This window comes from Microbacterium oxydans (assembly GCF_006540085.1).
Classification (GTDB): Bacteria; Actinomycetota; Actinomycetes; order Actinomycetales; family Microbacteriaceae; genus Microbacterium; species Microbacterium oxydans.
Window position 1 is genome coordinate 278259 of sequence record NZ_BJOG01000001.1, and the last position, 21361, is coordinate 299619.

At 66.2% G+C, this 21361-nt stretch carries 22 protein-coding genes, 1 tRNA gene and 1 pseudogene; 12 read left to right on the forward strand and 12 right to left on the reverse strand.

Annotated features, from left to right (window positions below; translation table 11 throughout):
- Window positions 1-5 precede the first annotated feature (5 nt).
- From MOX01_RS01260 to MOX01_RS01285, 6 genes and pseudogenes are all read right to left on the reverse strand, one after another.
- Entirely contained in the window at window positions 6-530 is a 525-nt protein-coding gene (locus MOX01_RS01260; RefSeq protein ID WP_046748004.1) for a signal peptidase II, read from the reverse strand.
- On the reverse strand, window positions 527-1135 hold the full coding sequence (locus MOX01_RS01265) for a cadmium resistance transporter (protein ID WP_141368126.1): 609 nt from the start codon (window positions 1133-1135) through the stop codon (window positions 527-529). Before MOX01_RS01265 ends, MOX01_RS01260 begins: the two co-directional genes overlap by 4 nt.
- Window positions 1135-3048 (reverse strand): heavy metal translocating P-type ATPase, encoded by a 1914-nt coding sequence (locus MOX01_RS01270; RefSeq protein ID WP_141368127.1) that lies wholly within the window; start codon window positions 3046-3048, stop codon window positions 1135-1137. Before MOX01_RS01270 ends, MOX01_RS01265 begins: the two co-directional genes overlap by 1 nt.
- Entirely contained in the window at window positions 3045-3404 is a 360-nt protein-coding gene (gene cmtR, locus MOX01_RS01275; protein ID WP_046748181.1) for a Cd(II)/Pb(II)-sensing metalloregulatory transcriptional regulator CmtR, read from the reverse strand. The genes MOX01_RS01270 and cmtR overlap by 4 nt, the downstream gene beginning before the upstream one ends.
- A gap of 151 nt (window positions 3405-3555) precedes the next feature.
- A pseudogene (ccsA, locus tag MOX01_RS01280) lies at window positions 3556-3900 on the reverse strand (cytochrome c biogenesis protein CcsA); the annotation flags it as partial.
- A gap of 140 nt (window positions 3901-4040) precedes the next feature.
- A complete protein-coding gene (locus tag MOX01_RS01285) occupies window positions 4041-5360 on the reverse strand; it encodes an MFS transporter (RefSeq protein ID WP_046748002.1) in 1320 nt (439 codons plus the stop codon).
- A 185-nt stretch (window positions 5361-5545) separates the two neighbouring features.
- Between MOX01_RS01285 and MOX01_RS01290 the strand changes: the two genes are divergently transcribed.
- From MOX01_RS01290 to mobF, 4 genes are all read left to right on the forward strand, one after another.
- Window positions 5546-6004: a DUF6153 family protein gene (locus MOX01_RS01290; protein WP_230977764.1), complete on the forward strand. Its 459-nt coding sequence runs from the start codon at window positions 5546-5548 to the stop codon at window positions 6002-6004.
- A 114-nt stretch (window positions 6005-6118) separates the two neighbouring features.
- Window positions 6119-6709: a DUF305 domain-containing protein gene (locus MOX01_RS01295; protein WP_046748000.1), complete on the forward strand. Its 591-nt coding sequence runs from the start codon at window positions 6119-6121 to the stop codon at window positions 6707-6709.
- A gap of 75 nt (window positions 6710-6784) precedes the next feature.
- The gene (locus MOX01_RS01300; protein WP_046747999.1) at window positions 6785-7411 is read left to right on the forward strand and encodes a CueP family metal-binding protein; all 627 of its coding nucleotides are present in this window, start codon (window positions 6785-6787) and stop codon (window positions 7409-7411) included.
- A gap of 130 nt (window positions 7412-7541) precedes the next feature.
- Window positions 7542-9137: a MobF family relaxase gene (gene mobF, locus MOX01_RS01305; protein WP_230979362.1), complete on the forward strand. Its 1596-nt coding sequence runs from the start codon at window positions 7542-7544 to the stop codon at window positions 9135-9137.
- Here mobF and MOX01_RS01310 read toward each other — a convergent pair.
- From MOX01_RS01310 to MOX01_RS01325, 4 genes are all read right to left on the reverse strand, one after another.
- A protein-coding gene (locus MOX01_RS01310) for an IS3 family transposase (protein WP_141368782.1) occupies window positions 9047-10224 on the reverse strand; the annotation gives its coding sequence in 2 pieces (ribosomal slippage) (window positions 9047-9942 and window positions 9942-10224; 1179 coding nt in all). The genes mobF and MOX01_RS01310 overlap by 91 nt on opposite strands.
- Entirely contained in the window at window positions 10176-10709 is a 534-nt protein-coding gene (locus MOX01_RS01315) for a zeta toxin family protein (RefSeq protein ID WP_141368128.1), read from the reverse strand. Before MOX01_RS01315 ends, MOX01_RS01310 begins: the two co-directional genes overlap by 49 nt.
- Window positions 10706-10996 carry a hypothetical protein gene (locus MOX01_RS01320; protein WP_046747997.1) on the reverse strand — a complete coding sequence of 97 codons (291 nt, stop codon included), beginning with the start codon at window positions 10994-10996 and terminating at the stop codon, window positions 10706-10708. Before MOX01_RS01320 ends, MOX01_RS01315 begins: the two co-directional genes overlap by 4 nt.
- Window positions 10997-11096: 100 nt before the next feature.
- Window positions 11097-11321 carry a helix-turn-helix domain-containing protein gene (locus MOX01_RS01325; RefSeq protein WP_197077685.1) on the reverse strand — a complete coding sequence of 75 codons (225 nt, stop codon included), beginning with the start codon at window positions 11319-11321 and terminating at the stop codon, window positions 11097-11099.
- A gap of 94 nt (window positions 11322-11415) precedes the next feature.
- Here MOX01_RS01325 and MOX01_RS01330 point away from each other — a divergent pair, with 94 nt between their 5' ends.
- On the forward strand, window positions 11416-12069 hold the full coding sequence (locus MOX01_RS01330; protein ID WP_141368129.1) for a helix-turn-helix domain-containing protein: 654 nt from the start codon (window positions 11416-11418) through the stop codon (window positions 12067-12069).
- A complete protein-coding gene (locus MOX01_RS01335) occupies window positions 12066-13334 on the forward strand; it encodes a tyrosine-type recombinase/integrase (protein ID WP_046747996.1) in 1269 nt (422 codons plus the stop codon). The genes MOX01_RS01330 and MOX01_RS01335 overlap by 4 nt, the downstream gene beginning before the upstream one ends.
- 8 nt (window positions 13335-13342) lie before the next feature.
- On the opposite strand, the gene MOX01_RS01340 is transcribed toward MOX01_RS01335, so the two are convergent.
- Both MOX01_RS01340 and MOX01_RS01345 read right to left on the reverse strand, forming a co-directional pair.
- Complete coding sequence (locus tag MOX01_RS01340) at window positions 13343-13804, reverse strand: GNAT family N-acetyltransferase (protein ID WP_046747995.1); 462 nt, start codon at window positions 13802-13804, stop codon at window positions 13343-13345.
- A gap of 169 nt (window positions 13805-13973) precedes the next feature.
- A tRNA-Leu gene (locus tag MOX01_RS01345) sits at window positions 13974-14056 on the reverse strand.
- 145 nt (window positions 14057-14201) lie between these two features.
- On the opposite strand from MOX01_RS01345, the gene MOX01_RS01350 reads away from it, so the two are divergent.
- The 6 genes from MOX01_RS01350 to MOX01_RS01375 are packed head-to-tail and all read left to right on the forward strand — an operon-like array spanning window position 14202 to window position 21328.
- A complete protein-coding gene (locus MOX01_RS01350; protein ID WP_058630930.1) occupies window positions 14202-14927 on the forward strand; it encodes an FHA domain-containing protein in 726 nt (241 codons plus the stop codon).
- The gene (locus MOX01_RS01355) at window positions 14924-15442 is read left to right on the forward strand and encodes an FHA domain-containing protein FhaB/FipA (RefSeq protein WP_046747993.1); all 519 of its coding nucleotides are present in this window, start codon (window positions 14924-14926) and stop codon (window positions 15440-15442) included. Before MOX01_RS01350 ends, MOX01_RS01355 begins: the two co-directional genes overlap by 4 nt.
- Window positions 15443-15449: 7 nt before the next feature.
- Window positions 15450-16754 (forward strand): PP2C family protein-serine/threonine phosphatase, encoded by a 1305-nt coding sequence (locus MOX01_RS01360; protein WP_046747992.1) that lies wholly within the window; start codon window positions 15450-15452, stop codon window positions 16752-16754.
- The gene (locus tag MOX01_RS01365; protein WP_141368130.1) at window positions 16751-18136 is read left to right on the forward strand and encodes an FtsW/RodA/SpoVE family cell cycle protein; all 1386 of its coding nucleotides are present in this window, start codon (window positions 16751-16753) and stop codon (window positions 18134-18136) included. The genes MOX01_RS01360 and MOX01_RS01365 overlap by 4 nt, the downstream gene beginning before the upstream one ends.
- A 1-nt stretch (window position 18137) precedes the next feature.
- On the forward strand, window positions 18138-19592 hold the full coding sequence (locus MOX01_RS01370) for a peptidoglycan D,D-transpeptidase FtsI family protein (RefSeq protein WP_141368131.1): 1455 nt from the start codon (window positions 18138-18140) through the stop codon (window positions 19590-19592).
- Window positions 19589-21328, forward strand: a complete 1740-nt coding sequence (locus tag MOX01_RS01375; RefSeq protein ID WP_230977766.1) for a protein kinase domain-containing protein — start codon at window positions 19589-19591, stop codon at window positions 21326-21328. The genes MOX01_RS01370 and MOX01_RS01375 overlap by 4 nt, the downstream gene beginning before the upstream one ends.
- Window positions 21329-21361: the final 33 nt, after the last annotated feature.

The window sequence follows — 21361 nt, forward strand, 5'->3', positions numbered from 1 at the left end:
TCCTCTCAGTTCTCGGCGCTGCGGAGCATCAGGAGCGCTCCGGCGATCGCGGCGATGACGATGACGATGTCGGCGACGTTCCCGATGAACCAGTTGCCGTAGGCGAGGAAGTCCACGACGTGCCCCTGCGCGAATCCTGGTTGGCGGAAAAGCCGGTCGCCGGCGTGCGAGGCTGCGGCCCCGCCGAGCGCACCGATCACGATCGCCCATCCGGGGCGTCGGACTCGGAAGGCGAACACGATCGCGGTGACCGTGGCCGCGACGGCGATGAGAGCGAACACCCAGGTGGAGCCCTCGCCGAAGGAGAATGCCGCGCCGGGGTTGTAGGCGAGTTGCAGGCCGAGCAGGTCGCCGATCAGCGGGATGCGCTCGTGCTCCGACAGAGTGGCCTCGGCCCATGCCTTCGTCCCCTGATCGATGAAGACGACGACCACGGCGATCAGGAGTGCCCAGGCAGTGAGCCGCCAGCGCCCCCTCTGCGGCCGCTGTTCCGATGCCGACTCAACGTCTGCGTTCGTGTCCGGAGTCATGCGAGGACCTCGAAGAGACGGACGATGACGCCGGACTCGATCAGGATGAACAGGCCCAGGCCGATGAACACGACCGGGACGAGCCAGTGCTCGACGCGCTCGAGCGTCTCGGTGACCGCCTTGTGCGTGCCGATCAGGCGTCCGGCGGCACACCAGACGGCGACGAGGATCAGGAACACGACGATCATGATCACGACGTCGCCGGGAGTGCTGGTGCGGAAGATCGGCGTGTAGAGGGAGATGTTGTCCGCCCCGTTGGCGATCGTGATCCCCGCGACGCCCCACAGGCCTACTGCGCTGATCTTGACGTCGTCGTCATCATCGTCGCCGTTGCGGCGCAGGCCGCGCACTAGGGTCCAGATGCCGATGCCGAGCGGGATGAGACCGAGGAAGCCCACCCATTCGTCCGGGACGATCGTGAGACCGAGCGCGGCGATCACGCTGATCACGACGAGGGTGATGAACCCGAGATACTGGCCAGCAATGATCTGCCACGGCCGTGGCTTCCCCCGGCTGGAGGCAAGGAACAGCACCGTGAGCACGACGATGTCGTCGATGTTGGTCGCAGCGAACAGGCCGATCGCTGAGCCGATGGTCGCGAGCATCAGCTCGCCAACCGTGGTGTGCGGGTGCGTGCGGCGCGCAGGCCGTTGAGGATCACGATGACCTCCGCGACCTCGTGGACCAGGACGACAGCCGCAAGTCCCAGCACACCGAACAGCGCCAGCGGGAGCAGTGCGGTGATGATCAGCAGCGACAGGATGATGTTCTGGTTGATGATCCGCCGGCCCCGCCGGGCGTGGTCGAACGCCCGCGGGATGAGACGCAGGTCATGGCCGGTGAAGGCCACGTCCGCGGACTCGATCGCTGCATCGGAGCCGGTCGCCCCCATCGCGATGCCGATGTCCGCGGACGCCAGGGCCGGGGCGTCGTTGATGCCGTCGCCGATCATCGCGACCGATCCCGCCTTCGACAACTCGCCGATCGCGGCCGCCTTGTCCTCGGGACGCAGCTCCGCGCGCACGTCACCGATCCCCGCCTGCGCAGCCAGCGCACGAGCAGTGCGGGCGTTGTCCCCGGTGAGCATCGTCACGCCGATACCCTGATCCGCGAGCGTGCGGACGACTTCGGGGACTTCGGGGCGCAGCTCGTCGCGGACACCGATCGCGGCGACCGCCACTCCACCGCGGTGGACGATCACGACGGTCATGCCCTGTTCCTCAAGAAGCGCGACCCGGTCGCCGAGCTCGCCGGCGTCGAGCCAGCGGGGGCTGCCGACGGTGATCGTCACGCCGTCGACGGTGCCTTCGATGCCGTGTCCGGCCTGCTCGGTCACGTCCGCGGCCGCGGGAACGCCCGGGGCGGCGGCGGTGATCGCGGAGGCGAGGGGGTGCGTGCTGTGCTGCTCCAGCGCCGCCGCCCAGGCCAGTGCCTGCGTCTCGGTCACGCCGTCCGCGGTGAGGACGGCGGTGACCGTCGGCTCGTTGCGGGTCAGGGTGCCGGTCTTGTCGACCGCGACGTGCCGGACCGTTCCGAAGCGCTCGAACACCGCGCCGGATTTGATGATCACGCCGAACTTGCTCGCCGCGCCGATCGCGGCCACGACCGTCAGCGGCACCGAGATCGCCAGCGCGCACGGAGAGGCGGCGACCAGCACCACGAGCGCGCGGGTGATCCATACCTCCGGGTCGCCCAGCAGCGACCCGATGATCGCGACGAGGGCGGCGAGGATCAGCACACCCGGGACCAGCGGCCGCGCGATCCGGTCGGCGAGACGCGCCCGCTCGCCCTTCTCGGTCTGCGCCTGCTCCACCAGCTCGACGATCGTGGTGAGCGAGTTGTCGGTGCCCGCCGCGGTCGTCTCGACCTCCAGCGCGCCGGCGCTGTTGATCGCGCCGGCCGACACCGCAGCGCCGGGCTCGACCTCAACCGGGATCGACTCTCCGGTGATCGCCGAGGTGTCCAGGCTGGAACGCCCCGCACGGACAATCCCGTCGGTCGCGATCCGCTCACCCGGACGGACCACCATGACCTGGCCGACCGTCAGCTCTTTCGCCTGAACCTGCACGGACACCCCGTCGCGCAGCACTGTCGCCGTCTCCGGCACGAGCTTCAGCAGCGCCCGCAGTCCGCCACGGGCGCGGTCCATCGCCTTGTCCTCGAGGGCCTCTGCGATTGAGTACAGGAACGCCAGCGCCGCGGCCTCTTCGACGTAGCCGAGGATGACCGCGCCGATCGCGCTGATCGTCATCAGCAGCCCGATGCCGAGTTTGCCCTTGAACAGCTTGCGAATCGCGCCGGGCGTGAACGTCGACGCGCCCAGCAACAGGCCGGCCCAGAACAGCACGAGCGCCGGGATCTCGAGAACGGACCACTCGAAGACCAGACCTGTCAGGAACGCAACACCGGAGAAGACCGGCACCATGATCCCGCGGTCCCGCCACCAGGGCCGCTCCACCTCTTCGGGCTCATCCGCCGCAACGGCAGGCTCGTGCTCGCAGCCACACGCCGCACTCACGCGTCCGCCCCTGTACCGCAGCAGCCCGGCACCGTGCACGACGAGTCCACGCACGGCGCATGCTCATCGACAGCCAGCGTCACATCCACCAGCGCGACGAGTGCCGCGGCAAGGTGCGGATCCGCGATCGCATACCGCGTCTGTCGCCCCTCAGGCTCCGCGACCACGATCCCGCAGTCACGCAGGCACGTAAGATGGTTGGACACGTTCGAGCGCGTCAACTCCAGTTCGCGGGAGAGCACACCCGGATAACTCGGGGCGTCGAGCAGAGTCATTAGAATCTTGGAGCGCGTCGGATCTGCCATGGCCCGGCCGAGCCGGTTCATGACGTCGAGGCGTGAAGCAATAGTCAGCATGCACTGAACTATACAGTAAACGCTGACATACTGACAATTCGCCGATTCGAGCAGCGGCGCGCGGATTGCCGCTTGCATCGGTCCAGTAACTGGTCGTGGCCAGCACCGCGCAGCTCCGTTGGCGGCTCGATGTGGGTGTGTCGCCCGGTGTTTAGCTGATGCCGGAGTAGGCGTGCAGGCCTTTGAAGAAGAGGTTGACGATCGCGAAGGTGAACAGCACCGCGGCGAACTCGATCAGCGACAGCCCGGCGGACTTCGTGCGGCGCCAACCGAAGCCCCAGTAGCGTCCCCACGGCTCGTTCGCCCAGATCACCCCGGCGATAAGGGTGAACGTACAGAAGATGAATCCGAGTATCGCGAAGCGGTAGGCGAGGGTCTCCAGTGCCTCGGAGTTCGGGAGTATGCGGAGGCGGCCGCGGCCTAGACCGGCGGGACCCGCGCCCCGCGCCTGTTGTCGTTCCCGCCGTGCCCGCAGTGCGAGATCAACGGCTACCCCTCACTTTCCGCGATCGCCGCGTCGAGCGTGAAGGTGCTTTCCGCGCCGACCCGCACCTGATCCACAGGCCGGATTGCCGCACCACATCGAGCATCATGCCGCGATCCCCGGAACCAATGCCCCTTCCGCCAGCTCCGTGCTCACGCGGTGCGCACGCAGGAGCACTGGGATGCCGCGAGGGTGCCTTCGGCGGCTTCGGTCTCCTCACGGAGCGCCGGGTCGCCCGTCGCCGTTTCTGCGTCAGTGCCGGCGACGATGGCCTTCGTTCCCTTCTCGCGGGGCCAGAGCATCTGCGCCGCGATGGCGCCGGTGATGGCGAGAGCCGCAAGGATCGACCATGCGAGAGTGAATCCGGACGCTGTGCCGACCCATCCGGCAATCGGGTAGGTTACGAGCCAAGCCAGGTGGGACAGTGAGAACTGTGCTGCGAAGGCTGCAGGGAGTTCGAGCTTGGGAGCCGAGCCGCGAATCACCCGTCCGGTGGGCGTGACGATCAAGGCCATGCCGCCTCCGATGGCGACCCAGATGGGTGCCGTGATCGTCCAGGAGATCGCCTGGGCGGCGGTCATCGCTACGGCAGCCAACACGCCGGCAAGCAGCACGACGGCACCGGTCATCATGACGACCCGCTCGGCGATCCGATCGAGCACGCGTGGCAGGAACAGCGCGACCAGCAGTGTGCCGCCGCCGGAGGCTGCGAGCATCCAGGCGACGTCGGCCTGCGTGCCGCCGAGCTGATCTCGAACGTAGTTGACCGTGTTGACGACGACGATCGATCCGGCTGCGGCGACCACCAGATTCAGGGCCATGACGCCGCGCAGGCGCGGAGTGGAGAAGAAGACCTTCATGCCCGAGGTGACGCGGTTCCAGGCGCCCGCCTGCCCACTCGGGGCAGCGTTAGGGATGCGAGTGGAGAGCACCAGGATGGCGGAGAGCACGAAGCCCACCGAGGTGCCCACGAATAGCCAGTTGAACGTCATGAACGTCAGGGCCACCGCAGCCAGAACCGGGCTGAGCAGGCTCTCCATCGTGTATGCCACCTGCGACGCGGACAGCGCCCGGGTGTAGTCGGACTCCTCGGGCACGATATCGGGGATGACTGCCTGGAATGTCGGCGTGAATGCCGCGGAGGCTGCTTGCAAGACACCGATGAGGACGTAGATCTGCCAGATCTCCGTGACGAACGGCAACGCGAGCACCACCATCGCGCGCACCACATCGAGCAGGGTCAGGAACATCCGTCTCGGGAGGCGGTCGGCATAGGCCGCCGCCAGCGGAGCGATCAGGACGTACATGACCATCTTGATCGTCAGCGCCGTCGCGAGCACCGCCCCCGCGCTCGCGCCGGCGAGTTCGTAGGACAGCAGGCCGAGAGCGACGGTCGCCAACCCGGTACCGAACAATGCGATGATCTGCGCGCTGAACAGATGCCGGAAGTCGCGGATCGCAAACAAACGCATCGGGTCCTCCTGACGGTCTCAACCACTTCTGCACCTCCAACCATATACCCCCCCTGGGGTATTCCACTCGGGTTGAGTCTGGTAGCCCAGCCACCCGTCCAGTACCCCGCGGGTCCAGCAGCCTCGGTCGCTCCCGACCGCTCCGGCGCAGACTCGATCCACACGGAGCCCGTAAACTGGGGTGCGTGGCATCAGTGGCAGCAGCGCGCGGCAGGAAGGGCCTCCGGGGCTTCTTCCAGTGCGTGGTGCTCGGAGGTCTGCTGGTAGCGACCATCATCTTCGGACTGCTAGCGATGCACACGCTGAACCTGCACGGAACCCCTGCCGCCCACGCGCCGGCCGTCGTATCGGCTTCTGTCGTCGATGCAGGCGCAGCCCATCACGGCGCGGTCGGTGATCACGAGCCCAATGGTGCGCTCGGCGATCCCGGTGCCTCATGCGCGGACTGCGGTGCTGGCGATCATCTCGGTATGGCGATGGCATGCGTGCTTGCGCTGCTGCTGGTCCTCCTGGTCCTGCTGCCGCCGCGGCTCCTTCCGGGGTGGATGCGTACCGTGCCCCGACCGTTGCTCGTGTGGCGCGGCATCGACAGGCAGGTGAGCAGGGCGCCGTTGTTACACGTTCTCTGTATCAGTCGCACGTGATCGAGAGATGAACCGGCGCACACCAGAGCTACCGGTTCACTCACTCACTCACTAACGCGGCGACCCTTGCGGGCGCCGCGTCACCGAAGCGACTGTAGATACTGGAGAACACTCATGAAGTTTCGTACTGCGGCGACCGCAGCACTCGCCCTCTCCGCTGCCCTCACGTTGGCTGGATGCTCGACTGGAAGCGGGGAAGACTCGATGCCGGGCATGGATCACGGCTCGTCCGAACAGGCGGCGGACGTCAACGATGCGGACGTGATGTTCGCCTCGATGATGATCGTCCACCACGAGCAGGCCATCGAGATGAGCGACATCGTCCTCGCCAAGGACGGCGTCTACCCCGAGGTGGTCGAACTGGCCGAGGCGATCAAAGCCGCCCAGGGTCCCGAGATCGAACAGCTCCAGGGCTGGCTGAACGCCTGGGGCGTGAACCCCGAAGAGCACCAGACGGACGGGATGGATCACGGAGACGGCATGATGACCGAGGATGATCTCGCCGCCCTCGAATCAGCTGAGGGTACCGAGGCGTCGAAGCTGTTCCTGGAGCAGATGATCGGCCATCACGAGGGAGCGGTCGAGATGGCCCAGACGCAAGTCGACGACGGCAGCAACCCTGACGCCGTCGAGCTCGCGCAGACGATCATCGACGCCCAGACCACCGAGATCCAGCAGATGCAAGACCTCCTCGCCACCCTCTGATCGACCGGTCATCCCGGTTGGCGCCGGGGCGACAGCCCCGGCGCCAACCCCCATCACTCTTCGAAGGATCACGCCATGTCTCACCTCACCACTCCGCGACGACGGAAGCTGATTGTCGCCGCGACCGTCATGCTCGTCTCCGGTCTCGTTCTCACCGCATGCTCCACGACGACGTCTTCACCCGAATCTGATTCGCCCTCGGCGGGCACTCAATCAGTCGACAACGACTTCCTGGCGGCACACGACCTGGACGGCCTCGATGCCGCGCAGGTCATCGAACGGCTCGACACGATGCCCGTCGCTGACCGCCCCGCCGATCTGATCGCGTCCGTGCAGCCGGATGCACTCGTCCTCACCGATGACCAAGAACGCGAAACACAGCTGCCGATGCCCGATGACGAGGTATACATCTCGATCGCCCCCTACCGAGATCAAACCCACGACTGCTACTTCCACAGCCTGACCACCTGCCTCGGTGAGCTCGCCAATGCTGAGGTTCAGGTCACGCTCACCGGCGATGACGGTGAAGTGCTCGTCGACGAGGTGCGGCAGACCTACGACAATGGCTTCATCGGCATCTGGGTACCCCGCGGCACAACGGCGACCCTCACCGTGGAATACGACGGCCAGGCGGGAACGGCAGACATCTCCACGATGAACAGTGACGACCCGACCTGCATCACCACCCTGCAACTGACCTAACCCTCCGACACCACGACTCCGAACACCCGGTTTCCTTCTGAATGAACCCCTGGTTTCATTCTGAATGTTCCTTCTGAATGAACGTATGCTACCATGGTAGATACACTAGTTTCTATAGTAGAAACATCAGGTGGTGAGCTTCATGCATGGCGGCGTGATCTTGTTCCGGGGCACCGGAGCCGACGCGATGCGCTATGTCGAGGCCGACCGCAGCCGCGCCGATGACTACTACCTCAGCGACGGAGCAGGCATCGCGTACGCCGTGCTCGACGCGAGCGGAACGGCGGTGAAGGTTCGGCCGCTGTCGAACGAGGAGTACGCCGGGTGGGTGGACTGGATCCACCCGGATACGGGTGAGCGGATGGGCACACCACGTCTCGCCGGGCAGGATCGCTTGGGGTCGCCCAGATTCGCGGAGATGACGATCAATGGCCCGAAATCACTGTCGATCGCCGCAGCGCTGCACCCCGAGGTATCTGAGGCGTTGGACCGTGCGCAGCAGGATGCGCTGGCGGAGATTCGGCGGTGGTTGGCGCTGCATTCGGTGACGCGGGTCGGCCCACGCGGCAAGCAGGAGGTGATGCCGGTCGAGCATATGCAGGTGGTCGGCATCACGCACCGCACCTCCCGGGCCGGTGACCCGCACCGGCACATCCACATGCAGATCGGGACGAGGGTGTGGGCTGCCGGGAAGTGGCGGGCGCTCGATACCGCCGCGGTCTTCCGCCAGCAGGGCGCGATCCGAGCCCTCGGCACCGCGGTGATCGCGGCGCATCCTGAGCTTGCGGAGGTGCTGGATCGGCACGGCCTCACCCTCGATCCCGTCACCGGTGAAGTGGTCGAACTGGAGCCGTATAACCACCTGATGAGTAAGCGCGGCGAGCAGGTGCGCCGGAACCTGGAACGCCTCGAAGCCGAATGGGAGGCCGCGCATCCCGGCGAGACGATGGGGCCGGTCGTCTCGTCGCGGTTGATGGCGCAGGCATGGGCGCACGAGCGGCCTGCGAAGAAGCCCACGACCCTGCGCGAAGAAGAAGCCTGGCTCACCGAACTCCGAGAGGCCGGCTACGACCCCGCGACCCTGCGACGGGCCACGCCCCGCGAGCCGGTTGCGCTGGATGAGCTGTCGGTGCAGCAGATCGCATCGCGCGCACTTGACCGTTGCGCGGCAGGCAGCTCGGCGTGGACGCGGCACACCGTGCAGGAGCACGCCACGCAGATCATCACCGAGGCCCGGGTGCGCGCAACCGGTCAGGAGTTGCGCGACCTCATCACCGTTGCGACGTGGCTGGCGCTGGAAGATTGTTTCTCCGTGCTCGCCCCTGGCGCTGCGACACCCGAGCATGTGGCGCATCTCACCTCTGTGCGCGTCGTGCAGGCCGAGGCCGAGCTGCGCGACCTGATCGCCGCACGAGTGCCGAAGCGCGAGCCGCGGCACCCCGACGTGCGCGAGGCGGCGCAGGCGCGCGGTATCGATGCGGGGCAGCAGCAAGCTGCTGCCGCCGTCGCATCTCCCGATCCGCTCGTGATCGTGGAGGGCGCAGCAGGCGCAGGCAAGACCACGATGCTGGGTGTCGCAATTGAAGTCGCGGCGCATCAGGGTCTGATGTCGGTTGTGTTGACTCGGGTTTCTCTTCACGCCGCGAGTGCGACGCTGCCTACATTAACAACTTCAAACTCCACTGGCGTCAGTCTGCCCAATCGACGCTGGCGACGTTTACGGTGATACTTCCCCTCGACCCAGGAAACGATCGCTAAACGAAGTTCTTCTCTGGTCGCCCACACCGTCCGATCAAGCACGTTCTTCTGCAGTAACGAGAAGAAGCTCTCCATCGCCGCGTTATCCCCGGCAGCACCCACACGCCCCATCGACCCCTGTAACTGATGCCGACGTAGCGCACCTTGGAAGTTTTGGGAACGAAATTGGCCGCCCCTGTCGGAGTGCACCACCGTCCCGACCGGACTATCGCGCTGTGTGACTGCGTTCTCAAGCGCCGTCACCGCAAGCGATGCCTGCATACGATCACCGATCGAGTAGCCCACGATCCGGTTCGACCAGACGTCTTTCACCGCGCACATATACAAACGACCTTCGTTCGTCCATTGCTCCGTAATATCGGTCAGCCACAACCGGTTCGGGCCGTCTGCGGTGAACTCACGCTCAACCAGATCATCACCAACCGGCTCACCCGTCTTGAGGTTACGGCGCCTGCGTTTGGTGATCACTGAACGAATACCTGCTTGGTTGCACAGCCGCCATACGCGCCGCTCGGTGACGGCGTAGCCGAGGTCCTGCATCTCGTCAGTGAGGAATCGGTACCCGAACTCGGGGTCCTCAGTATGGAGCTTACGCAGCACCCCGATGAGCTGCTGATCATCAGCTTCGCGTTTCGACACTGGCTGTTTCACCCACTGGTAGTACGCCTGTTTTGAGAAACCGAGCACCCGGCACGCCACCACGATAGGCACCCGCACCGGGGCATCTTTCGCGGCCATTTCTTGGACGAGCGGGAACACTATTTTGGGGGCGTGATGTGGATCTGTGACAAATATGCGGCCGCACGCCTGAGCACTTCGTTCTCTTGTTCGAGGAGCCTGTTACGGCGCATCAACTCACGGATCTGCGCATCCTCTGCCGGGGACACGTCTTTCGTTACGGGGAGGCCAGCATCTCGCCGGTCAGCGTCAGCCACCCATTTCGACAGCGCCGATTTCGAGACGCCAAGGTCGCGTCCCACTTCTCGTTGTGTTGCGCCCTGCCGCACTAACGCGACCGCGTCTTGTTTGAACTCTTCCGAGTATTTCGCCATGATGTACATCCTCCCTGCCAGCCCCGAAGAACTGGCGGACAAGAGTCAACCAAACCGACATCAGACCCGACCCGGTATCCGGCTTCCGCGAACCGGGTCGCGGTGCCGGTGACCATGCCCGGGTCGCGGAAGGTGCCTTCCAACAACACCGAGTACCGCCGCTCCAGGGCGTGATCCAGAGCGAGCTTCACCAGGCCGCCGGAGACGGGAGCGGTCGCCGCGGGCATCTCGAACGGGGCCCGGGTCGCGAGCCGCCGAAAGTCGGGATGGTACTCGCGGAGGTCGTCTCCCGTGATCTCGACCAGATCATCCGCGACGTGCTCGGCGAGGATCGCGTGCTGGGCGCGGGTCTTGCCCGCTGCGGGCTGCCCACCCAGGAGCACGAGCACCGGCTGCTCTTGCGGGGCGTGACCTGCGAACAGGTCATCCCGGGCCTCCTCCTCGAAGACCCGGCGCAACCAGGCACTGCTGCCGACCGTTTCGGTCATGCAGCGGCGGGGAGGGCGAGGTTCTCGAGTCGCCACACCTCGTTCTGCGCGATGATCTCGGCCCGATCCTCCGGGTTCAGCACGCGCGCCTGCTGCTTTACGAGGCGACGCCTGGCAACCCAGTGGCCACGGTCCTCATCGTCCTTGGCGTTGCGGGCCAGGTTCAGCAGTCCTGCGGACAGTACCGAGGCGTTGTGGCGGGCGATGTCGTAGAGCATGGCATCGGAGATTCCCGTGTAGTCCGGCCGGGCCTGCGGGGCAGGGGCAGTCAGGATGGTCTGGCTCATCGGCTGTTCCTCCGTTCCTGAACTCTTAGTCTACCGCGGCACCCTGACCGTGCCCAGGGCACGGCGGTGCCGAATCGGCACACCCGCACCCGGGGGGCGTTCAGGACTCGCGGCCCGGGGTGTCGTCGGCGAACAGGGCGAGGAACTTCTCGCGCGGGATCACGACCCGACGGCCAAGCCTCACCGACGGGATCGTACCCTCGTTGATGCTCGTGGTGATCGTGCGCGGATCGACGCCGAGCGCTTCGGCGGCTTCCTTGCGGGTGATGACCAGGCTGCGCCGCTTGCGCAGGTCTTCCATATCGAGAGTGCTCTGCCGCATCATCACACCATCCGTTCCAATCCACGCGCGAGAAGGTGCCCACCAGAATAGATCCACGGGTCTTGCGCTGTCAAGTATCGCAGTGTAGATTTCTTGTATGGAAACAGTACGGGTGCGGGGCAACCCCGCAGGACTCACGAACACGCACGTCGCCAACAACATCCGCGCCGCCAGGCAGGCGATCGGCATGGACTTGCGCACGCTTTCCGACGGGATCGCCGCCGCGGGCCGCAAGCTCTCCCCGTCGGGGATCAGCAAACTGGAGGCCGGGGATCGCCGGGTAGACGTGGACGACCTCACCGTCATCGCCTACCTGCTGCGCACCACCCCCGCCGCCCTCCTCACACCACCCGAGGGACAGACGACCCTCACCGGGGTGCCCGACGAGTACGAGTCGGAAGAGATCGACCGGTGGATGCGCGGCGAACTCGTCCTCACCGATGAGGGGCTGTTCAACTACTGGCAGCAGGAATGGGTGATCTGCACCGACCGTATCCACCACCTCGAAACCACCCTCGCGGGCATGACCGCGCCGAGCCCCGACGATCCCGAGAAGCCCAGCGCGCACCCGAAGACCATCGCCGCGTACCAGGAGCGCCTGGATACGGCGCGAGCCCGTGCGCGGGTGATCCGGGAGCGGGGTGTGCAACTCGACCCGGAGGGGCGCGTGTTCAACGCCGCCGACTACATCGACAACTACGCCGACACCCACCAGCCCGGCACGACAACAGCAAGGAGTAGCCTGTCATGACCGTCAAGAAACCATCCGCCCCCGAGCAGAACGGCGGAGGTGAGAAGCAGCAGCGTCGTTCGCGTTCCCGGCAGCCCGGCTCGATCCAGGAGTACCAGACGGACAATGGCAAGCGGTGGCGGTTCCAGATCTACGTCCTGAAAGACCCCGAGTACCCCGAGATGGGATCGCGCCGTCTCACCCGTTCCGGGTTCACGAGCACCGACGAGGCTAACGACGCCTTGCAGGAGGCGTTGAAGCAGCGCAAGCAGAACGAGAAGTTCGGAAACAAGGTGCCCGCCCTGGGCGCGTACGCGGATGAGTGGGTGGCGGGCTTGAAGCTCGCGGCGTCCACGATCAAGGGCTACAAGAAGATCATCCGCAACCACATCAAGCCCCAGCTCGGCACGATCCGGCTCGACAAGCTCACCGCCACCAGGATCGCCCGCCACTACCGCGACCTCGAAGACCACGGCCGCAAAGACGAATACGGCAAGGGCAAGCCCTTGTCGGCCAACTCGGTGCACAAGGTGCATGTCGTGCTCGGTGCGATCCTCGATGCCGCGATCGACGACGGACACCTGAAGGTGAACCCGGCGAAGAAGAAGCGCACCGTCAAGCCGCCGACCACGAGCGAGGTACGGGCGCAGAAACCCGAGATCGTCACCTGGAGCGCCGACCAGCTCACCCTGTTCCTCACCTGGAACCGCGACGAGCGAGAAGACGAACTGTTCCCGCTGTGGCGCCTCATCGCCTACACGGGCATGCGCAGAAGCGAAGCCCTCGCCCTGAAATGGAGCGACCTCAACACCAAGACGATGCGGGTCAGCATCCGCCGCGCGGTCGATACCGACGACTGGACGAAGACCAAGACCACGAAGACCGGCAACGCGCGCGTGATCGACGTGGACGAAGACACCCTGAAAGTGCTCGCCTCCTACAAGGTCGCCCGCGCGGAACTCTCGTTCACACTCGCCAAGGCCGACGCCTACATCTTCGGCGACGACGACGGCAAGCTCCGCTCACCCGACGCGATGACCAGCCGCTGGGATCGCCGCATGAACTGGCTCACCAAGAAGTACGACACCATGAACCGCGTCACCATCAAAGGGCTCCGTCACACCCACGCGACCCTGCTGCTCGAACTCGGCGAGCACCCCAAAGTCGTGCAAGAGCGCTTGGGGCACTCAACGATCACCACGACGATGAACATCTACTCCCACGTCACCCCGACCATGCAGAGGTCGGCCGTAGACCGCTTCGCCAACCATCTCCGAGGAACGTGACCCCAGAGCTACCGGAGCGGTTTCGTCAGATAGACGAACTCAAGATCGTCGTTGATCCTCTCGCGGCGAGACTCGACATACCCCTCACGCTGGTAGAGACGGATGTTCCCCTCGCTCAGATGCCCGGTGAACAGTTCCGCAGTCCTCGCACCGGCCTCACGCTCAGCAAGGTTCAGCAGCCGGGTGCCCCACCCCTGACGTTGCTGGTCGGGCGCGACGATCAACCGGCCGATACGCACGACATCGCTGTCGACCACCCACCGCACAGACGCCACAATCCGACCGCTCGCAACCCCGACCAGTCCGTCACTGCTCGTGAGTTCGTCTCGAAGCTCTTCAAGCGACTGGACAAGTGGAGGCAGAAACGGGTCGCCGTACAACTGCGCCTCGGTCGCGTAAGCGGCCCGCTGCAGAGTCAACACTTCACCTGCATCGGCCATCTCGATCGCTCGGGTTGCTGCCTCGGTCATGCCCCTATCTTCTCAGGCCGCGCCGGGCAGCCGAGAGTCATCCCCGGAGGTTGCAAGGCCCCGCACGGGGCACATCATACAGAGGCTTAGCACTTTTTCTAGCACTTCCAACGAAAATGGCCCCCGACCCGGAGTATAAAACTCCTAATCAGAGACCATTTTCCATTCGTGCGCGAGGGGGGACTTGAACCCCCACGTCCTTACGGACACTGGCACCTGAAGCCAGCGCGTCTACCATTCCGCCACTCGCGCGAGTGGTCTCGTTCCGAAGAACTCAACTTCCCAAAGATATCATGCGTTTTCGGGCTCGTTGCACACTCGACGGGGGTCTTCGGCGGCGTTCCCCCAGGACACCTGGCTACGATGTCCCTACCAGCCGGCATGCCAGAGGAGCCCAGTGGGACTACTTGACAGCTTTGAGAAAGGTCTCGAGCGCGCAGTGAACAGCGCGTTCGCCAAGACCTTCCGCAGCGGCATCCAGCCCGTGGAGATCGCTTCGGCGCTGCGGCGCGAAGCCGACACGAAGGCCGCTGTCGTGAGCCGCGACCGCATCATCGCGCCCAACAGCTACATCGTTCGCCTCAGCGACGACGATGCCGAGCGGATGCGCGGGCTCGGTGGCGCTCTCACCGATGAGCTGCATGCCCTCCTCACCAAGCACGCCACGTCGCAGGGGTACAGCTTCGCCGGCCCGCTCTCGATCACCCTCGAGGCCGACGAGAAGGTCGCCACCGGCACGGTGCGCGTCAGCTCCGGAACGGTCGAGGGCCGCGTCAGCTGGCAGGCCGTGGTCGACGTCGACGGCCGCCGCCACTCGATCTCGCGCGCTCGCACGGTGATCGGACGCGGTTCGGATGCCGACATCACGATCGCCGACGCCGGTTCGAGCCGCAAGCATGTCGAGATCCTGTGGGACGGCGAGCGCGCCATGATGCGCGACCTGGGATCCACCAACGGCACGAAGGTGAATGGCCAGAAGCTACGCGAAGCCGCGCTCCCCACCGACACCACGATCACGATCGGACGCACCGACCTGGTGTTCCGCATCGTCCCCGTGGCCGCCCCCTCGCGGCCGACGTCCAGAGGCGACGACGCCACCCGAGCGTTCGGAGCCCTCGGGTGAGTGAACTGATCCTCCTTCTGCTCCGCATCGGGTTCCTTCTCCTGATGTGGTTCTTCGTGTTCGGGGTGGTGTACTCGCTCCGGGCAGACCTGTTCGGAGTGCGCGTGCGCAAGCTGCCCGCCGAGGCGACCGCCGGAGCCCCCGCACAGGCGGCTGCGCCCGCGGCACCCGTCGCGAAGCCGGCTTCCGCCCGCCCCTCCACGGGCCCGGCGACGGTCGCGACAGCCAAGCGGCTCGTGATCACCTCCGGCCCGAAGGCAGGCCTGGAGCTGCCGCTCAGCGCCGACTCCCTCACGATCGGCCGCTCCAGCGAATCCGCTCTCGTGATCCGCGACGACTACACGTCCAGCCACCATGCGCGCCTGATGCTGCGCGGCGACGCCTGGGCGATCCAGGACCTCGACTCCACCAACGGCACCTTCGTCGCAGGCCAGCGCGTCTCCGGCTCGCCGGTCGCCCTCTCGCTCGGCACCCCCATCAAGGTGGGCGCCACGACCTTCGAGCTGCGAGCCTGACGCCGGCATGGTCTTCGAGGGCTCGAGCGTCGCGATCTCCCACACCGGGAAGGTCCGCTCCAACAACCAGGATTCCGGCTACTCCGGAGCGAACCTCTTCGTCGTCGCCGACGGCATGGGCGGTCACGCCGGCGGTGACGTCGCATCCAGCATCGCGATCCAGCGCCTCGAGCCGCTCGATCAGGCGTATGCGACGACGGAAGACGCACAGGCCTCGCTGCAGGCGGCGGCAACCACGGCCGCGGGCGACCTCATCCGTGCCGCGAAGGACCGTCCAGAGCTGGCGGGTCTCGGCACCACCCTCAGCGCGATCATCATGGTCGACGAGTACGCGGTCATCGGCCACATCGGCGACTCGCGCATCTACCTCTATCGCGACGACGCCCTGACGCAGATCACCGCCGACCACACGTTCGTGCAGCGTCTGGTCGACTCTGGCCGCATCACCCCGGAGGAGGCGCGCTACCACCCGCGCCGATCCGTGCTGATGCGTGTGCTCAGCGACATGGACTCCGACCCCGAGCTCGACATGTTCGTCATGCACACGCAGCCCGGCGACCGCTGGCTGCTCTGCTCCGACGGACTCTCCGGCGTGGTCGACGAGCCGCACATCCTCAAGGCCATGCAGCTCGGTCTCGCCCCCGGACGTACGGCCGACATCCTGCTCAAGCAGGCACTCGACGGCGGCGCGCCCGACAACGTCACGATGGTCCTGGTCGACGTCGGCGGACAGCACCCGATCCATTCGGGAACCCCCACGATCGTCGGCTCAGCGTCGAACCCCGACGGCGTGTACGTTCCTCCCGTGCGGGCTCCCCGCGGCAACTGGCTGCACCCGGTGCGACAGGCCGCGAACGAGCCCAGCCACTTCGAGCCGGCGCCCGAGTACCTCGAGGAGCTCATCGAAGAGGACCGTCGTCGCGCCAAGCGCCGGCGCCTCGGGTGGATCGCCGGCGCTCTCGTGGTGATCGTGATGCTCGGCGTCGCGGCCTTCGCTGCCTACAGCTGGACCCAGACCCGGTACTTCATCGGCGCCGATGAGGACAGCGTCGTGATCTTCCAGGGCGTGCAGCAGAACATCGGTCCGATCACGCTGTCCACCCCGATCCAGGACACCGACATCCTCCTCGCGAACCTGCCTCCGTATCAGCGGGCATCGGTCGAGCGCACGATCACCGCGCGCTCGCTGTCCGACGCGATGGCGATCGTGGACCGGCTCAAGGCGGGTGCCGACGCGAACACGATCGAGCAGACGCCGCTGCCCACGCCCATGCCGACCCCTGTCGAGACTCCGGCCGGGGGTGACGGATGACCACCGACGTCACAGCCGACACCAGCGTCATCAAGGCCCTCAAGCGCATCCGCATGCCCCAGAGCCAGCGCAACCGCGAGTTCTGGCTGCTGCTCTTCGCGTGTGCGATCAGCGGTGCCGCGCTCACGCTCGTCCAGCTGGGCGCGCTCGGGGTGATCGACCCGATGATCCTGGCGATCGGCGGTGGCCTCGCCGCCCTCGCGTTCGCGCTGCACATCGTGTTGCGCTTCGTGGCATCCGACGCCGACCCGTTCGTCGTACCGATCGCGACCCTGCTCACCGGACTCGGCATCGCGATGATCTACCGCATCGACATCGCCTTCAAGAACACCGGCTGGAACGCCTACTCGACCAAGCAGCTCGCGTGGACCGCGATCTCGCTGGCCGGTGCGATCGTGGTCGTGATCCTGCTGCGCAACTACCGGATCCTCTTCCGATACACCTACATCTTCGGACTCGCCGGAATCCTGCTCCTGCTGCTGCCCTTCGTCCCCGGGCTGCGCATCCCCGACGCGAACGCTGCGGTGTGGGTGTCGCTCGGCGGGGCCTTCGCGTTCCAGCCGGGCGAGCTCGCCAAGATCTGCCTGGCCATCTTCTTCGCGGGATACCTCGTGCGCACCCGTGAGAGCCTGACGTCGGTCGGCAAGCGGGTCCTTGGCATCACCTGGCCACGCATGCGCGAGCTCGGACCCGTGCTGGTCGTCTGGCTGATCTCGCTCGGGATCATCGTCTTCCAGCGCGACCTCGGAACCGGAACCCTGATCTTCGGGATGTTCGTCGCGATGCTCTACGTCGCGACGGGGAAGACCAGCTGGGTGCTCATCGGCCTGACCCTCGTGGTCGCCGGCGTCGCGCTCGCGACGCAGATCCTCAGCTACGTGCAGGGTCGCTTCATCAACTGGCTCTTCCTCTTCGACGCCAACCAGGTCGACCCGGACGGCGCCGGGTACCAGCCCATGCAAGGGCTCTTCGGCCTCGCCCGCGGCGGTCTGATGGGCACGGGTTGGGGCCAGGGACGCCCCGAGGTCACTCCGCTGGCCCACAGCGACTACATCATCACCAGCCTCGGCGAAGAACTCGGGCTGATCGGACTGTTCGCGATCCTCTGCCTCTACATGGTGTTCATCAGCCGCGGCATGCGCATCGGCCTCGCCGGTCAGGACGACTTCGGCAAGCTGCTCGCGACGGGTCTCTCGTTCACGATCGCCCTGCAGGTGTTCATCATGGTCGGCGGTGTCACGCGCCTCATCCCGCTGACCGGTCTGACCACCCCGTTCCTCGCGGCAGGTGGATCCTCCCTCGTGGCCAACTGGCTCATCGTGGCTCTCCTGCTGCGCATCTCCGACGGTGTGCGGCGCCAACCCCGGGTGGTGATCGGCTGACATGACGAAGGAACTCCGCCGCCTCAGCATCATCATGCTGTTCATGTTCATCGCGCTGTTCGCCGCGACCAGTTGGATCCAGGTCGTCGAAGCGGATGCGCTGGCCCAGAACAGCAACAACAAGCGCACCCGGCTCGACAGCTATGAGATCCAGCGCGGATCGATCATCGTCGACGGCGTCGCGATCGCGAGCTCGGTGCCGAGTGATGACCGCTACCAGTTCCAGCGCACCTACGCGGATGCTCCCATCTGGGAACCGGTGACGGGATACTTCAACCCGGCTCTGGGCTCGAGCACGGGCATCGAGAAGGCCATGAACGCTGAGCTATCCGGCACGGGGTCGAATGCCTTCCTCGGCGAGGTCGAGCGCATCCTCTCAGGCCAACCGCAGCGCGGGTACAGCGTCGAGCTCTCACTGAACACCGCGGCGCAGCGAGCGGCCTACGAGGCCCTCGGCGGCCTCAAGGGTGCTGTCGTGGCGATGGATCCGAAGACCGGACGGATCCTGGCCATGGTCTCCACGCCCGGCTTCGACACGAACCTGATGGCCACGCACGATGCCGATGCCGCGAACGCCACCTACGACCAGCTCGTCGCCGACGCCAACAAGCCGCTGTCCAACCGCGCCATCGCCGGCGACCTGAATCCTCCCGGTTCCACGTTCAAGGTCGTGGTCGCCGCTGCGGCCTATGCGAGCGGCAAGTGGACCCCGGAGTCGACGCTGCCCAACCCGGCCGTCTACACCCTTCCCGGGTCGTCCAACCGCGTCTCCAACGCGTGGGGCGGCACCTGCGGCCCCGGAGAGACCGCCACGATCGCCGAGGCGATCCGCCTCAGCTGCAACATCCCCATGGCCGAGCTCGCGGTCGAACTCGGCGACGACGCGATCCGCGAGATGGCCGACAAGCTCGGGTTCAACCGATCGTTCGACACGCCCCTGACGTCGACTCCCTCCAGCTACCCGCGGGCCCTCGACGACGCACAGACCGCTCTGACCGGTTTCGGCCAGGGAAAGGTCACCGCCACTCCGCTGCAGATGGCCATGGTCTCCGCCGGACTCGCGAACGACGGCGTCGTGATGAATCCGCGGATGGTCGACGCCGTGATCGGCAATGACCTCTCGGTCATCAAGGCGTTCCAGGACAGCGAGTTCGGACGTGCGATGGAGTCCGATGTGGCGAACGACGTGACCGCCGCGATGGTCGCGAGCGTCGCAACGGGAGCGGCCCAGGGTGCAAGAATAGACGGGATCGACGTGGCCGGTAAGACGGGCACCGCAGAGAACGGAAACAGGCCGCATACATTGTGGTTCACCGGCTTCGCGCCGGCGAACGATCCAGCGGTCGCAGTAGCGGTCGTCGTCGAAGACGGCGGCGGACAGGGACAATCAGGCAGCGGCGACACCATCGCCGCTCCGATTGCGAAGAAGGTCATAGAGGCGGTGCTGGGCAGATGAGGCCGACGCAGGGTGTGTCGTTCGGTGGTCGTTACGAGCTGCAGTCGCGTATCGCGATCGGTGGCATGGGCGAGGTGTGGGAAGCGACGGATCACGTCATCGGACGTACCGTCGCCATCAAGATCCTCAAGGACGAGTACATGGGGGACCCCGGGTTCCTCGAGCGCTTCCGAGCCGAGGCTCGGCACGCCGCACTCGTCAACCATGAGGGCATCGCCAGTGTCTTCGACTATGGCGAGGAGAACGGCAGCGCCTACCTCGTCATGGAGCTGGTGCCCGGCGAGGCTCTCTCGACCGTGCTCGAGCGCGATGGAGCACTCAGCGCCGACAAGACCCTCGACATCGTCGCCCAGACCGCGTCCGCTCTGCAGGCCGCTCACGCGGCGGGTCTCGTGCACCGCGACATCAAGCCGGGAAACCTGCTGATCACGCCCGACGGCCGCGTCAAGATCACCGATTTCGGCATCGCCCGCATCGCCGACCAGGTACCGCTCACCGCGACCGGCCAGGTCATGGGCACGGTGCAGTACCTGTCGCCCGAGCAGGCGTCCGGTCACCCGGCCTCCCCCGCCACCGACACCTACTCGCTCGGCATCGTCGCCTACGAATGCCTGGCGGGCAAGCGTCCGTTCACGGGTGAGTCGCAGGTGGCCATCGCCATGGCGCAGATCAACGAGCAGCCCCCGCCGCTGCCCCCGACCGTGCCGATCCCCGTCCAGAACCTCGTCATGGCGATGATCGCCAAGAAGCCCAGCGATCGCCCCTCGTCTTCTGCGACGGTGGCGCGCGCGGCTCAGGCTCTTCGCCGAGGCGACCTCAACTCCGCGGCCATCGCCGTGCCCGCGATCGCGACCGGCGGCATCGCCGGCGGAGACGACGCGACACGGATCCTGACGGCATCGGGAGACGACGGCACCACGCGCATCCTTCCCACCACGGCTCAGCTTCCCACCGAGGCTGCAGCCGAGGAGGAGAAGGAGAAGAAGAAGCGCAGCCCCTGGACCTGGCCGCTGATCGCTCTGATCGCTCTGCTGGTGATCGTGCTCGGCGGCACGTTGTGGGCGATGCTGGCGAACCAGGGCGGCGATGCCGATCCCACGGGTTCGCCGAGCAACACGCCGCCCCAGACCCAGACGCAGACGACACCGCCGCCGACCACTCCGACGCCGGAAGTGACGCGTGTGGACGTGACAGCCCTGAACCTGAACGGCATGGACTGCGGCGCCGCCACCTCCACTCTCAAGGAGGCGGGCTTCAACAGCGAGATCACCTGCGTCGACGGCGATCCTGCGCCGACCGATGCGGACGTCGGCAAGGTCTACCGCGTCGCACCGACCGGCAACGTCGAGACGACGCAGGCCATGACTCTCACGGTCTACGCGGCTCGTGCGGGCATCCCGACGCCGACCGACGCGCCGACGATCACCGGAAACCCAGTCGCGGGTTCGATGGTGACCATCTCCTGGGGAACCGGATTCACGTGCCCGAGCGGAACGACGCTTTCCGGCTACGTCGTGTCGGTGCAGAACGGCAGCTTCGTCTCCGGTGGGCCGAACTTCCAGCCGACGCAGCGCAACACGCAGGTGAAGATCGCCGACGCCGAGGGGCAGCAGCTCATCGTCACATACCAGGGCATGTGCTCCGGTGGCGATCAGCGCACTTCCGCGGCATCGCCCCCGCTCTCGGTGACGATCACGGCGGCCCCCGGCGACGGGGACACCGACACCGACGGGTAACCTGTAGTTCAGTTCAGCAAGCGTAGTTTTCCA